This is a genomic window from Rhizobium sp. BK316 (assembly GCF_014193695.1).
Lineage (GTDB): Bacteria > Pseudomonadota > Alphaproteobacteria > Rhizobiales > Rhizobiaceae > Rhizobium.
Genome location: NZ_JACHZR010000001.1, coordinates 1141536 through 1155207 on the forward strand (window position 1 = coordinate 1141536; position 13672 = coordinate 1155207).

Below are 13672 nucleotides of genomic sequence, written 5' to 3' on the forward strand. Positions count from 1 at the left end.
CATGTCCGTTTTCGAGGTCAAGCAAGGCACCTCGCCCGTTATCCTCGGCTTCCCCCATACGGGTACCGATGTTCCCGCCGATATCTGGGAGCGGCTGAACGACAACGGCCGGCTGCTTGCCGATACCGACTGGCATATCCACCAGCTTTATGACGGCCTGCTCGACAATCCGACCACAGTGCGCGCCACGTTCCATCGCTATGTGATCGACGCGAACAGAGATCCGTCGGGCACGAGCCTCTATCCCGGCCAGAATACGACCGGGCTGATCCCGGAAACCGATTTCGACGGCAAGGCGATCTGGAAGGATGGCGCCGGACCGACCGAGGCCGATATCGCCCAGCGACTGCGGGATTTCCATGCGCCCTACCACGCCGCACTTCTGGCCGAGATCGAACGGGTCAAATCCATTCACGGCATTGCCGTTCTCTATGATTGCCACTCCATCCGTTCCCACATCCCTTTCCTCTTCGAGGGCAAGCTGCCGGATTTCAATATCGGCACGGATATGGGCAGGACCTGCGATCCGGCGATCGAGCAGGCGACCATCGCCATTGCGTCGACTGCGGCAGGCTATGACAGCATCCTGAACGGTCGCTTCAAGGGCGGCTGGACGACGCGCCATTACGGCAGGCCGGAAACCGGCGTCCACGCCATCCAGATGGAACTCGCCCAATCCACGCATCTTGCAAGCGAAGCGCCGCCCTTCGCCTATGACGGCGAAGAAGCCGACAATCTGCGCATCCATCTCAAATCCATTCTGACGCGGATCGAAGAGATCGCGCTCGGTCTGAAACGCTAAACGAGGGAACATCATCATGACCGTAAACCCGCGCCACAATATCCGCGAGATCCGCGCCCCCCGTGGCAATGAGCTGAACGCCAAGAGCTGGATGACCGAAGCGCCGCTGCGCATGCTCATGAACAATCTCGACCCCGACGTTGCCGAAAACCCGCATGAGCTCGTCGTCTATGGCGGCATCGGCCGTGCGGCCCGCACCTGGGAGGATTTCGACCGCATCGCCGCGACGCTGAAGACGCTGAACGAGGACGAGACCCTGCTCGTGCAGTCCGGCAAGCCGGTCGGCGTGTTCCGCACCCACAAGGATGCGCCGCGCGTGCTGATTGCCAATTCCAATCTCGTACCGCACTGGGCGACCTGGGACCATTTCAACGAACTCGACAAGAAGGGCCTTGCCATGTACGGCCAGATGACGGCCGGTTCGTGGATCTATATCGGTACGCAGGGCATCGTGCAGGGCACTTACGAAACCTTCGTCGAGGCCGGTCGCCAGCACTATGGTGGCAACCTTACGGGCAAGTGGATCCTGACCGGTGGCCTCGGCGGCATGGGCGGCGCCCAGCCGCTCGCAGCCGTCATGGCCGGCGCCTGCTGCCTGGCCGTCGAATGCGACGAGACGCGCATCGATTTCCGTCTGCGCACCCGCTATGTCGATGAAAAAGCCCATACGCTGGACGAAGCGCTGGAAAAGATCGAGCGCTGGACCAAGGCCGGTGAAGCAAAATCGGTCGGCCTCGTCGGCAATGCTGCTGAAATCTTCCCGGAGCTGGTGCGTCGCATGAAGGCCGGCGGCCCGCGCCCGGATATCGTTACCGACCAGACCTCGGCGCATGACCCGCGCAACGGCTATTTGCCGGTCGGCTGGACCGTTGCCGAAGCCAAGGCTAAGCGCGAAACCGATCCGAAGGCCGTCGAGGCCGCCGCCCGCGCCTCGATGAAGGCGCATGTCGAGGCCATGGTCGCCTTCTGGGATGCCGGTGTGCCGACGCTCGACTATGGCAATAATATCCGCCAGGTCGCCAAGGACGAGGGCCTTGAAAACGCCTTCGCCTTCCCCGGCTTCGTGCCGGCCTATATCCGCCCGCTCTTTTGCCGCGGCATCGGGCCGTTCCGCTGGGCCGCCCTGTCCGGCGATCCCGAAGATATCTACAGGACCGACGCCAAGGTGAAGGAACTGCTGCCCGACAACAAGCACCTGCACAATTGGCTCGACATGGCGCGCGAGCGCATTGCCTTCCAGGGCCTGCCGGCACGCATCTGCTGGGTCGGTCTCGGTGACCGCCACCGCCTGGGTCTTGCCTTCAACGAGATGGTCAGGAACGGCGAGCTGAAAGCGCCTGTCGTCATCGGCCGCGACCACCTCGATTCCGGTTCCGTCGCCTCGCCGAACCGCGAGACGGAAGCGATGAAGGATGGCTCGGATGCCGTCTCCGACTGGCCGCTCTTGAATGCTCTTCTGAACACTGCCTCGGGCGCCACCTGGGTGTCGCTGCATCATGGTGGCGGTGTCGGCATGGGCTTCTCGCAGCATTCCGGCATGGTCATTTGCGCCGACGGCACCGATGATGCGGCCCGCCGCCTCGGAAATGTTCTCTGGAACGATCCGGCGACCGGTGTCATGCGCCATGCCGATGCCGGCTATGACATCGCCATCGATTGCGCCAAGGACAAGGGCCTTCGCCTGCCCGGCATCCTCGGGAACTGAGCCATGAAGGTCCTGCGCGCCGCCGATCACAAGCGCATGCCGTGGAAGAACGGCGGCGGCGAAACGGTGGAGATCGCCATTTCGCCTGATGGTGCGGGGCTTGCCGAGTTCGACTGGCGGGTCAGCACCGCAACCGTTGCTTCCGACGGGCCTTTCTCCGTCTTTCCCGGGATCGACCGCACGCTGTCGATCCTGGAAGGCAAAGGTATGCGGCTATTCATCGAGGGGCGTGAGCCGGTGCTCCTGACGCGGGAGAGTGACCCCCTCGCCTTTGCCGCCGATATCGCGGTCTCGGCAACGCTGCCGGATGGCACAATCACCGACCTGAACGTGATGACCCGGCGGGGTGCCGTGAGGCACGCAGTCGCGCGGCATTTCATCGATGGCGAGAAGAGCCTGGCGTCTGCGAAGGGGATTTTCCTGCTCTTTTGCGCCAAAGGAGCTCTGGCGGCGCGAACAGGTGCGCAGAGCATCGAACTCGACGCTGGCGATGCAATACTGCTTGAAGAGAGTGATGGAGGCAGGCTCGATCTTTCGGGCCAGGCGCTCTGCTACGCCATCTCGATCGAGAAGGCGTAAAATCATGAAATCGGTTAGGGAAATCGTTTTTTGAGGATAGTTCCATATACAACTAGCCTATTCCTCAAACATCTTGCCGCTGCGCGTTTCCAACCTGTAGCGGTGTCCGGGATAGACGAGACGAGCGGTCGAAACCACCTGACGGGCCGACCAGGTGCGTCGGCGGATAGCAAGGCACGGCTCATTCTGCAGGATTGTCAGCAGCTTGCATTCCCAGGTGCGCGGCACCACCGCCTCGACGATATGCTCCGATGCGCTGAGCGGCGCCGCCGCCGTCAGATAGGCATTGGGCGTCAGCGTCGAAAAGTCCTGCGCCAGATAGTCGGGCGCCGCCCCCGGATTGACGAAACGGTCTTCGATCTGCACAGGCACGCCATTCTCGTTGTGGACGATCAGCGAGTGGAAAACCGGCGCGCCGATCTCAAGCTCCAGCGCATCGGCAACCTCCGGAGAGGCCGTCTCCTCAGCCAGAACGATAACATCAGCCTCGTGAACATGGCCGCGCTCGGCGATCTCGTCGGCGATATTGCGCACCTCGAAGAGCGCCGAATAGCCCTTGCGTTCCGCGACGAAGGAACCGACGCCCTGGATGCGGAGGAGTTCGCCCTCGTTCGCCAGTTCCCGGAGCGCCCGGTTGGCAGTCATCTTGCTGACGCCGAGCTCCACCACCAGCTCGTTTTCCGAGGGCACGCGGTGTCGCGGCGGCCATTCGCCGCTGCGGATCCGATCGAGAATGACCTGCTTGACGCCGGCATAAAGCGGGCCGCCGTCATTTTCCGCCAATTCGCGCTTCATCTCGCCAGCACGCTTCATTGCCTATTCCCTTTGCACGAATGGAATCTGCCTTTTAAATCGACTTTCCACTTGCATATCACAAAATATCTCATATGGTACCCTATACAACCTGCCGATCCAAGAATGAAACAATGGATCAGGACGGGCAAGCCGGCGAAGATCGGCATTCATACCGCAAGGTCTGTCCAATCTCAGAGGAGATCACATCAATGAAGCTCAGCACAATTCTTCTTTCCTGCGCGATGACGGCAGCCGCCTTTGCGACTCCTGCCTCCGCCAAGGACTGGACGAAGGCGACCATCACGCTCGAAGGCGCCTACGCTCCCTGGAACCTCACCAATGCCGACGGCTCGCTCGGCGGTTTCGAACCGGAACTCGCCAAGGTTCTGTGCGAACGCGCCAAGATCGAATGCACGCTGGTCGCATCCGACTGGGACGGCATGATCCCGGCGCTAAACGCCGGCAAATTCGACGTCATCATGGACGCGCTGTCGATCACCGAAGAGCGCAAGCAGGTCATCGACTTCACCATTCCCTACGCTGCGACGCCGGCCGCCTTCGCCACCGCCAAGGATAGCCCGCTTGCCAACGCTTCCGGCACCGGCGCGACGATCAAGATGACGCCCGGCCAGACCGGGGTGAAGGAAATCGAAGCCTTGAAGGAAGCCTTCAAGGGCAAGACGATCGGCATTCAGGCAGCAACCGTCTATGCCAAGTTCGTCTACGACAATTTCGGCAGCATCGCCGAGATCCGCGAATACAAGACGGGCGCCGACCGCGACCTCGACCTGCAGAACGGCCGTATCGACCTCGGCTTCGACGATGCCGTCTACTTCAACAACGCCTTTGAAGCCGCCAATGGCGCGCTTGCCTTTACCGGTCCGGAAATCGTCGGCTCGATCTGGGGCGAGGGCGAAGGGCTCGGCATCCGCAAGGCCGATACCGACCTGCGCGACAAGTTCAACGAGGCGATCAAGTCGGCCCTTGCCGACGGTACGGTCAAGAACCTCTCGATCAAGTGGTTCAAGGTCGACGTCAGCCCGCAGAACTAAGCGTTCGAGGGAATCCGCGTTCCGTGGTCTCCGCTTTGTAATCGGAGACCACGTGCTATTCTGACCGCCCGTCATGACGACGAAGACAGCGCTGGGAAGGCCCATGGCGACACTCGAACTCATTGGTTTCGGTTCAACCGGATGGGGGGCGTTCCTCCTCCTCGGTGCTTTGCTGACGCTCTGCGTAACCGCGGCGGCGCTGGCGATCGGCGCCGTGCTCGGCGCGATCATCGCGGCGGCGAAACTGTCAGGCAATTTCGTGCTCATCATGATCGGCCACGTCTATACGACGGTCTTTCGCGGCGTGCCGGAACTGTTGATTATCTACTTGATCTATTTCGGCGGCTCGACGGCCGTGACCGCGATCGGCCATTCCCTGGGTTATGATGGTTTTCTCGGGCTACCGCCTTTCGCCACCGGTGCACTCGCCGTCGGTATCATCTCCGGCGCCTACCAAGCGGAAGTCTATCGCGGCGCATATCTCGCCATTTCCAAGGGCGAGCTTGAGGCCGCCTCGGCGATCGGCATGCATCGCGGCCTCAGGTTCCGCCGTATCGTCATTCCGCAGGTTCTGCGCCTTGCCATTCCCGGCCTTGGCAATGTCTGGCAACTGAGCTTGAAGGATTCGGCACTAGTTACGGTCACCGGCCTCACCGAACTGATGCGCTCGAGCTATGTCGCAGCAGGCTCGACTCGCCAATATTTCCTTTTCTATATCGTTGGCGGCGCCCTCTACCTGATCCTCACCAGCCTATCGGACCGAGTTTTTAACGGCGCCGAGCGCAAGGCCAATCGCAGCATGCCGACTGCGGCCATGGGCCAGGCATAGGAGGGACCAGATGGATATCGCCTTCCTTTCAAGCACCATGGTCACGCTGCTCAAAGCCGTGCCGACGACACTTATCCTGTTCTTCCTGTCGATCTTCTTCGGCGGCCTTCTGGCGCTTGTCGTCGTCTCGATGCGCGTCAGTGGCAATCCGATCCTCTCCGGCTTCGCCAAAGGCTACATCTTCATCTTCCGCGGCTCACCGCTCTTGATCCAGATGTTTCTGGTCTTTTATGGTCTCGCTCAGTTCAGTGCTATCCGCAGTTCCTTTCTCTGGCCCTTCCTGCGGGAGCCGATTGTCTGTGCGGTTCTCTCGCTCGCTCTCTGCACCGCCGGCTACTCGGCCGAAATCTTCCGCGGTGGCATTCGCGCGGTCTCGCCGAAGGAAATCGAGGCGGCCCGCGCCATCGGCATGTCGGGCTTCCTGATGGTGCGCCGCATCCTCGCACCGATCGCCTTCCGTCATGCGCTGCCGGCCTATTCGACCGAGATCGTGCTGATGATGAAATCGACCGCGCTTGCGAGCCTTGTGACGGTCTGGGAAGTGACGGGTGTCGCGCAGCGGCTGATCTCCCAGACCTACCGCACGATGGAAGTCTTCCTCTGTGCCGCCATCATCTACCTCGTTTTAAACTTCATCATCCTGCAGGCCATGGCTCTGCTGGAATACTGGCTGTCCCGACATCGCCGCGCCGTTCCGCAGGCTTTGAAGGCTTGACCCTGACTGAACGTGATTGGAGCTTCCATGCCCGGCGTAACCCGACTTTCGGTCCGCAATATCCGCAAGAGCTTCGGCACCCACGAGGTGCTGCGTGGCATTTCGCTCGATGCCGAGGATGGCGACGTGATTTCGCTGCTCGGCGCGTCGGGCTCCGGCAAATCCACCTTCCTGCGCTGCATCAATCTGCTGGAGATCGCTTCCGATGGCGAGATCTGGGTCGATGGCGAACATATCGAGATGATCCACAAGAACGGCAAGACGAAGCCGGCAAGCCAGAAGCAGGTCGACCACATCCGCTCCGAACTCGGCATGGTCTTCCAGTCCTTCAATCTCTGGTCCCATATGACGATCCTGCAGAATGTCATCGAAGGACCGGTGCATGTCTTGAAGCGGCCGCGGGCCGAATGCATCGCCGAAGCCGAAGCGCTTCTCGAAAAAGTCGGCATTGCCGACAAGCGCCATGCCTATCCCGCGCATCTCTCCGGCGGGCAACAGCAGCGGGCGGCGATCGCCCGTGCGCTCGCCATGAAGCCGAAGGTCATGCTCTTCGACGAGCCGACTTCGGCGCTCGATCCGGAACTGGTCGGCGAAGTGCTGCGCGTCATGCGGGCACTTGCCGAAGAGGGCATGACGATGCTCGTCGTCACTCACGAAATGAGCTTTGCCCGCAATGTGTCGAACCGCGTCGTCTTCATGCGCGAAGGGCTGGTCGAAAGCAGCGGCACGCCGAACGAAATGTTCGGCGGCGGCGCATCGCCGGCTTTCCGTCAGTTCATCGGCCATTTCGGAAGCGGCCAATGACCATCACCATCGATAAAGTTGCCGGCTGGCGCGATATCGCACGCGTAGCCGAGGGGGAAACGCTTGCCCTGTCGCAAGCGGCCTGGGATCGCGTTATCAATGCAAGCCGCATCGTCGAGCGGATCGTTGAGACCGGCGTGCGCGCCTATGGCATCAATACCGGCGTCGGCGCGCTGTCAGATACCGTGGTCGACAGAGCCTCGCAAAGCAGGCTGTCGCGCAACATCATCCTCAGCCATGCCGTTGGCGTCGGCGAACTCCTGGCGCCGCGCGAAGTGCGCGCGATCATCGCCGCGCAGATCGCCAATTTTGCCCATGGGCATTCCGGCGTGCGCCCTGAAATCGTCCGCTATCTCGCCGCCTTCCTTGCAAAAGGCTGCATTCCAGACATTCCCTCGAAGGGGTCTGCCGGTTATCTCACCCACAATGCGCACAATGCGCTGGTGCTGATCGGCGAAGGCAGCGCCAGCGTTAATGGCAGCCGCATGAGCGGCCGGGATGCGCTTGCCGCTATCGGTCTCGAACCGCTGGTGCTCGGTGCCAAGGAGGGTCTGAGCCTCGTCAACGGCACCGCCTGTGCGACCGGACTTACAAGCGTTGCGCTCGCCCGCGCCGAGAGGTTGCTCGACTGGGCCGATGCGATCGCCGCGCTCACTCTTGAAGCTGCCGGCTGCCAGATGGCGGCCTTCGACGAAGCCGTTCTGGCGCTACGCCCCTCCAAGGGCATCGCCCATGTCGGCGCTGCGCTGCGCGCCCGACTTGCCGGCAGCGGTCTGGTGGCAACTGCCCTCGGTCGACGAACACAGGATGCGCTCAGCCTACGTTCCATTCCGCATGCCCATGGTGCCGCCCGCGATGTCTTCGATACCGTGGCCTTTGTCGTCGATCAGGAGCTTGCCTCAGTCACCGACAATCCCGCCGTGTCGGGCACGCCGGAACAGCCGATCGTCTCCTCGGAAGCCCACGCCGTGGCACCCGCTCTCGCGCAGGCCGCCGATAGTCTGGCGATGGCGCTTGCGCAGATCTCCGCCATGAGCGAACGGCGCACGGACCGCCTCGTCAATCCGCTGGTGAGCGGTCTGCCGCCCTTCCTGGCAAGCGATGCCGGCAGCAATTCCGGCCTCATGATCGCGCAATATACGGCCGCCGCTCTCGTCAATGAGAACCGGCGGCTTGCCGCACCGGCTTCTACCGATGGCGGAATCACATCCGGCCTGCAGGAGGATTTCCTGGCGCATCCGACAGCCGCCGCCAACAAGCTTCTCGCGCTGATCGACAATGCCGAATATATCCTGGCGATCGAATTGATGGCGGCTGCGCAGGCCCACGAATTCCTTGCCGGCACCGCGTCGAGGGCGACGGGTACGGATGCCATCTACAAGGCCGTTCGCACGATCGTGCCTGCCTATGCCGACGATCGGCCGCTATCGCGCGACATCGAGGCCCTGCGCGGACTGGTCCGTGAGGCCGCAGCACCAGCAATTCCCTGAGGAGACTTCATGACCGCCAGCTTCGACGTCGCCGTTATCGGCCTCGGTGCCATGGGAAGTGCCGCGCTCGCCTTTCTGGCAGCCCGCGGTGTCAAGGCGATCGGCTTCGATGCCTATTTTCCCGCCCATGTTCTGAGTTCCTCGCATGGTGACAGCCGCCTGATCCGGCTCGGCTATTTCGAGGACCCGTCCTATGTTCCGCTGCTCAAGCGCGCCTATCAGAACTGGCGGTCGCTGGAAGCGCGCCTGCGCACCGATATCCTGACGATAACAGGCGTGCTGCAGATCGGCGCGCCCGACGGCAAGGTCGTCTCCGGCACGCGCTCCTCCTGTGACCTGCACGGACTTGCCCACGAAGTGTTCGACAAGGCGGAGATGGCGCGCCGTTTTCCGGCCTTCCAGCTCGATGACCATGAGATTGGTCTGCTTGACCCGCAGGGCGGCTATCTTCGCCCGGAAGCGGCTGTGATGGGTTATCTGAGACTGGCTGTCGAGGATGGCGCGGTCCTGCATTTCGGCGAGAAGGTGACAGCGATCGAACCCGATGATGCCGGGGTGACGATTACGTCCGAGACCGGACGCTATCACGCGGGAAAGATCGTGGTGGCGACCGGATCCTGGATTGCCGAACTCGTGCCCCAACTGAAGCAGGCAGCGGTGCCGATCCGCCAAGTCGTCGCCTGGTATCAGCCGCAGGATGGCTTTGTCACTCAGCCGCAGCGCATGCCCTGCTTCCTGCGGGATGAAGGTGCCGAAGGCTCCTATTTCGGCTTTCCGGCCATCGGCATCGATGGTGTGAAGATCGGCAAACACGCACATTTCCGCGAGCCGATCGATCCCAACCAGCCGAACCCGCCCGTCAACGATGCCGATAGGGCCTTGCTCGACAGTTTTATCAAGAAGCGCGTTCCGGGTGCAGCCGGTCTCCGTATGAAAGAGACGACCTGCCGCTATACCATGCTGCCGAGCGAGGATTTCCTTCTCGACCATGTGCCGGGCGAGAAGAACATTGTCGTCGCCTCCCCCTGCTCCGGCCACGGCTTCAAGTTTACCAGCGTCGTCGGCGAAATCCTGGCGGATCTTGCCGTTGATGGGCAGACCGACCTGCCCATCAACGCCTTTTCCTTTGCCAAGATGTAGAACCGCGGGCGGCGGCTCGCGAGTGGCGCCCGCAGGGCATCGGCGGCTCAGAGTGCCGCCTGGGGGGAAGAACTTGTGGACATGCTGCGCAGGTCAGGCAATCCCAACTCGAAAACCGCGGTTCGACAGATCCTGCGTCTATTCCGGAACGAAACCGATGCCAAGGCCGGCCGAGACAAGCGACACCAGCGAGAAGGTGTCGTCTCAGTCATGTTCCGTAACGCTCTGGTTGAGGCCGAGCAAATGGGTGCCCGCATCGTTCATATCCAAAATCCTGCTTGTGCCGCATCCGGCGAAGTGAGTCCGGCGGAACGCGCCTTGCCTGCGCGGGATCTCGAATAGTCCCGCGGGGCGTCGTTTAGCAGCCACATCATCGTCGCAATGGCGCTTACGCGCAGGGGATAGCTTTGTCGATGAAGAGGCTACTGCGTTGTCGCGTTATCTTTGATTGTCACCGACAAACGTGACAACGCCACGGAAACTACTTTCCATCAAGCCACTCCTGCAGTTCTGCCTCAGCCCGCTCCAGAGCGCTGTAGTTCAGGAGTTTGCGCAGGAAAGCGACGGTCACGGCGCGGGCGCGGAGATTGAAACGGCCGTCCTCGTGGTCGTCGCCGGCGCTCTGGTAGACGTCGAGCTTGTCGTAGAGTTGCTGTAGGCGGTTCTGTACGCTGCGTAGCGAGAGGTTCCGACGTTTAGCGATGGCCCGGTCCGTGAGGCCCAGCGCGATATCGACAAGGATCTCGTATTCGGAATCGGTGAAGCCGTTCGTCTGGCCGAGGCTCTTCTGCTGCAGACCGCGCACCTCGCGATCGATGACGCACTGGCTCTCGATGAAGATCGAGCGCAATGCAAGCCTTAGCCGTTCGTCTGAGGCGGATTTCAGGACGTAGCCATAGGCGGCGCCATCCGGGACGATGCGCGAGACACCGCGCACATAGGCTTCGTCCGAATAATTCGACCAGAACAGGATGCGGGTCTCCGGCCGCTCCTTCCAGATCGTGCGCGCCGCCTCGATGCCGTTGCGGTTGGCCATCTGCAGGTCCATGACGATATGCGCCGACTTGTGGTCGCGGGCGAGTTTCTCGCCGACAGTGCCGTTCTCCGCCTCGATCACCGTGTCGCATTCCGGCAAGGCCGCGTTGACAGCCTCGTGCAGATAGGACCGGTGCAGTGGGTCGTCCTCGACGATCAGAACCTTCATCACGCCGTTCTCCTCAGTTTGGCCTGCTTGCCGGGTCGTGCGGGCCAAGCGGCAGCACGACCCGCACCGCAGTTCCGCGATTGTTGTGGCCGGGTCCGGTCGTGAAGCGCGCCGAGATCAGCCGCGCACGGGTCTTCATATTGTCGATGCCGCCGCCGATCCGTCCCCGCGCCTTAGCGAGCCCGGTGCCGTCGTCGGAGATTTCGATCGACAGACGCTCGTCGTCCGCATCGAGCCGCACCATGACGGTGAGCGGGGCGGCATGGCGCACCGCATTGTTGATCGCTTCCTGGGCGATACGGAACAGCGCGACGCTGACGGTCGGCTCCAGTTGCTCCAGTGCGCCATGCGTCTCGTCGACGAGACCCCATTCGATGGCCGATCCGGCATCGCGGGTCGATCGGTCGAGATGATGTTCGATCGCCTGGGCGAGGCCGAAGAGCTGGAGCACGGAGGGTTTTGCCTGCTCGATGATCTGTCGCAGATCCTGCATGCAATGCTGCAAGGAACGGGAGACCGGCTCCAGCGCCTCGGGCGCGACCTCGCCGTTGCGCGACAGCCGGTCGATCCGGCGGGCGAGCCGCGTCAGGTCGGCCAGCGTCTGATCGTGGAGGTCCATGCCGATCCGCTGGCGTTCCTGCTCCAGCGCTTCGGTCAGCTTCAGCGCGCCTTGCCGCAACCCCTCCTCGCGGGCGCGGGCCTCTGCCTCCACGATGGCCGAGCGTTGCGCGTGCTCGGCCGCCCGGAGCGCGAAGAAATAGGGTGTCAACAGGTCGGCAATGATACGGGCGCGTTCGATATCCTCCATCGTGTAAATGCCGGCCTTTTGCGAGGAACAGGAGAGTGCGGCGATGATCGTGCCCTGCACCTTCATCGGCACATGCAAGCGGCTCCTCAGCGACTGTTCGACGATCGGCCGTTTGAACGCGCCCTCGAAGTGGAAACGCGGGTCCGTCATGGCGTCGTCCGTCAGCAGAAAATCCACTTCGCCCCAAAGCAGCGAGCGGATGGGGCTGTTGACGACAGGCGCACCTGCAAGTTCCCCCCAGGCAGTCTCGATGCCTGTCTCGTAAGCCGTGTGGTAGTTGCCGCCTTCGAGCAGCACGCAAACATCGAGATGGTCGTGGGGGATAATATGGGCGACTTCGGCGGCGACGGAGCGGATGGCCGAGCGGAAATCGAGCTGGCCCGCCAGCAGCCGGGAAATGCCGAGATAGTGGTCGAACATGGCTGCGGGTGCGAGATGCAGCATCGTCAATTCCTCCCCGTGACGGCAGCGGGCTCCTCAACCCGCCGCGATCCTTTCCCAGTAAGCGCCGCGGAAGCGCCGCCGTCTTGCGTAAACCCGCAGCTTGTTGCGCAAAACCCGCAAACGACTTGCCGCCTTGCCCCTGTACAGGCCCCGAGATCTCCCGCATCCTGCCCTTACTGAGAGGAGGAAGCTCAGTGCAAGAACAATTTTCACTCGACCCCAAGTGGGACAGGCAGGAGTGAAGCGATCCGCCAACCGGCGATCATGAGGGAGGAAGACATGACAATCCGTAAGATGCTTCTGGCATCGGCCGCTATTGCTTGCGGCGCGCTGCCCGTTTCCGCTTTTGCCGATACTTCGGCCAAGAAAATCGCCCTTTCCAACAACTATGCCGGCAATTCGTGGCGCCAGGCCATGCTGACGAGCTGGGGCAAGGTGACGGGCGAAGCCGTGAAATCAGGCGTCGTCGCGGCAGCCGACCCGTTCACTACCGCTGAGAACCAGGCGACGGAACAGGCCGCACAGATCCAGAACATGATCCTGCAGGGCTATGACGCGATCGTGCTGAATGCCGCTTCGCCGACGGCATTGAACGGCGCGGTCAAGGAAGCCTGCGACGCAGGTATCACCGTCGTCTCCTTCGATGGCATCGTGACCGAACCCTGCGCCTGGCGCATCGCGGTCAACTTCAAGGAAATGGGCCGCAGCGAGGTGGAGTACCTCTCGAAAAAGCTCCCCCAGGGCGGCAACCTGCTCGAGATCCGCGGTCTTGCCGGTGTCTTCGTCGATGATGAGATCTCGGCCGGCATCCACGAGGGCGTCAAGCAGTTCCCGCAGTTCAAGATTGTCGGCTCCGTTCACGGCGACTGGGCGCAGGACGTGGCGCAGAAGGCTGTTGCCGGCATTCTGCCGAGCCTGCCCGACATTGTCGGCGTCGTGACGCAGGGCGGCGACGGTTACGGCGCCGCGCAGGCGATCGCCGCGACCAATCGGAAGATGCCGGTCATCATTATGGGCAACCGCGAAGACGAACTGAAATGGTGGAAGGAGCAGAAGGACGCGAAGGGGTATGAGACCATGTCCGTGTCGATTGCGCCCGGTGTCTCTACGCTGGCCTTCTGGGTCGCCCAGCAGATCCTCGACGGCAAGCAGGTCAAGAAGGACCTCGTCGTGCCCTTCCTGCGCATCGACCAGGACAATCTCGAAACAAACCTCGCCAATACCCAGGCCGGCGGCGTCGCCAACGTGGAATACACGCAGGCGGACGCAGTCAAGGTCATCGAGTCGGCAAAGTAAATTTCCCGG

The 13672-nt window shown here is 62.1% G+C and carries 13 protein-coding genes and 1 pseudogene; 10 read left to right on the forward strand and 4 right to left on the reverse strand.

Features of this window, described 5'->3' with window-relative positions; genetic code table 11:
- The first annotated feature begins 1 nt into the window (after position 1).
- The 3 genes from hutG to FHT87_RS05080 are packed head-to-tail and all read left to right on the forward strand — an operon-like array spanning position 2 to position 3086.
- Positions 2-802, forward strand: a complete 801-nt coding sequence (hutG, locus tag FHT87_RS05070; protein ID WP_183725992.1) for an N-formylglutamate deformylase — start codon at positions 2-4, stop codon at positions 800-802.
- A gap of 16 nt (positions 803-818) precedes the next feature.
- Positions 819-2507 (forward strand): urocanate hydratase, encoded by a 1689-nt coding sequence (gene hutU, locus FHT87_RS05075; protein ID WP_183725994.1) that lies wholly within the window; start codon positions 819-821, stop codon positions 2505-2507.
- Between the two features lie 3 nt (positions 2508-2510).
- Positions 2511-3086, forward strand: coding sequence for a HutD family protein (locus FHT87_RS05080; RefSeq protein ID WP_183725996.1), 576 nt, complete (start codon positions 2511-2513; stop codon positions 3084-3086).
- Between the two features lie 57 nt (positions 3087-3143).
- Here FHT87_RS05080 and hutC read toward each other — a convergent pair whose 3' ends face one another.
- Positions 3144-3899 carry a histidine utilization repressor gene (gene hutC, locus FHT87_RS05085; protein WP_183725998.1) on the reverse strand — a complete coding sequence of 252 codons (756 nt, stop codon included), beginning with the start codon at positions 3897-3899 and terminating at the stop codon, positions 3144-3146.
- Positions 3900-4090: 191 nt separating this feature from the next.
- Between hutC and FHT87_RS05090 the strand changes: the two genes are divergently transcribed.
- From FHT87_RS05090 to solA, 6 genes are all read left to right on the forward strand, one after another.
- On the forward strand, positions 4091-4933 hold the full coding sequence (locus FHT87_RS05090; protein WP_183726000.1) for a transporter substrate-binding domain-containing protein: 843 nt from the start codon (positions 4091-4093) through the stop codon (positions 4931-4933).
- Between the two features lie 103 nt (positions 4934-5036).
- Positions 5037-5762: an ABC transporter permease subunit gene (locus tag FHT87_RS05095; protein WP_183726002.1), complete on the forward strand. Its 726-nt coding sequence runs from the start codon at positions 5037-5039 to the stop codon at positions 5760-5762.
- Between the two features lie 10 nt (positions 5763-5772).
- A complete protein-coding gene (locus FHT87_RS05100) occupies positions 5773-6477 on the forward strand; it encodes an ABC transporter permease subunit (protein WP_183726003.1) in 705 nt (234 codons plus the stop codon).
- A gap of 27 nt (positions 6478-6504) precedes the next feature.
- A complete protein-coding gene (locus FHT87_RS05105; protein WP_183726005.1) occupies positions 6505-7281 on the forward strand; it encodes an ATP-binding cassette domain-containing protein in 777 nt (258 codons plus the stop codon).
- Positions 7278-8771, forward strand: a complete 1494-nt coding sequence (hutH, locus tag FHT87_RS05110) for a histidine ammonia-lyase (protein WP_183726007.1) — start codon at positions 7278-7280, stop codon at positions 8769-8771. The genes FHT87_RS05105 and hutH overlap by 4 nt, the downstream gene beginning before the upstream one ends.
- A 9-nt stretch (positions 8772-8780) precedes the next feature.
- On the forward strand, positions 8781-9911 hold the full coding sequence (gene solA, locus FHT87_RS05115) for an N-methyl-L-tryptophan oxidase (RefSeq protein WP_183726009.1): 1131 nt from the start codon (positions 8781-8783) through the stop codon (positions 9909-9911).
- A gap of 141 nt (positions 9912-10052) precedes the next feature.
- On the opposite strand, the pseudogene FHT87_RS31105 reads toward solA, so the two are convergent.
- From FHT87_RS31105 to FHT87_RS05130, 3 genes and pseudogenes are all read right to left on the reverse strand, one after another.
- Positions 10053-10115: pseudogene (locus FHT87_RS31105) on the reverse strand (transcriptional regulator); the annotation flags it as partial.
- A 277-nt stretch (positions 10116-10392) separates the two neighbouring features.
- Complete coding sequence (locus FHT87_RS05125; protein ID WP_183727232.1) at positions 10393-11115, reverse strand: response regulator transcription factor; 723 nt, start codon at positions 11113-11115, stop codon at positions 10393-10395.
- A 13-nt stretch (positions 11116-11128) separates the two neighbouring features.
- Positions 11129-12367: a sensor histidine kinase gene (locus FHT87_RS05130; protein WP_183800008.1), complete on the reverse strand. Its 1239-nt coding sequence runs from the start codon at positions 12365-12367 to the stop codon at positions 11129-11131.
- A gap of 279 nt (positions 12368-12646) precedes the next feature.
- On the opposite strand from FHT87_RS05130, the gene FHT87_RS05135 reads away from it, so the two are divergent.
- Positions 12647-13663: an ABC transporter substrate-binding protein gene (locus FHT87_RS05135; RefSeq protein ID WP_183726015.1), complete on the forward strand. Its 1017-nt coding sequence runs from the start codon at positions 12647-12649 to the stop codon at positions 13661-13663.
- Positions 13664-13672 lie beyond the last annotated feature (9 nt).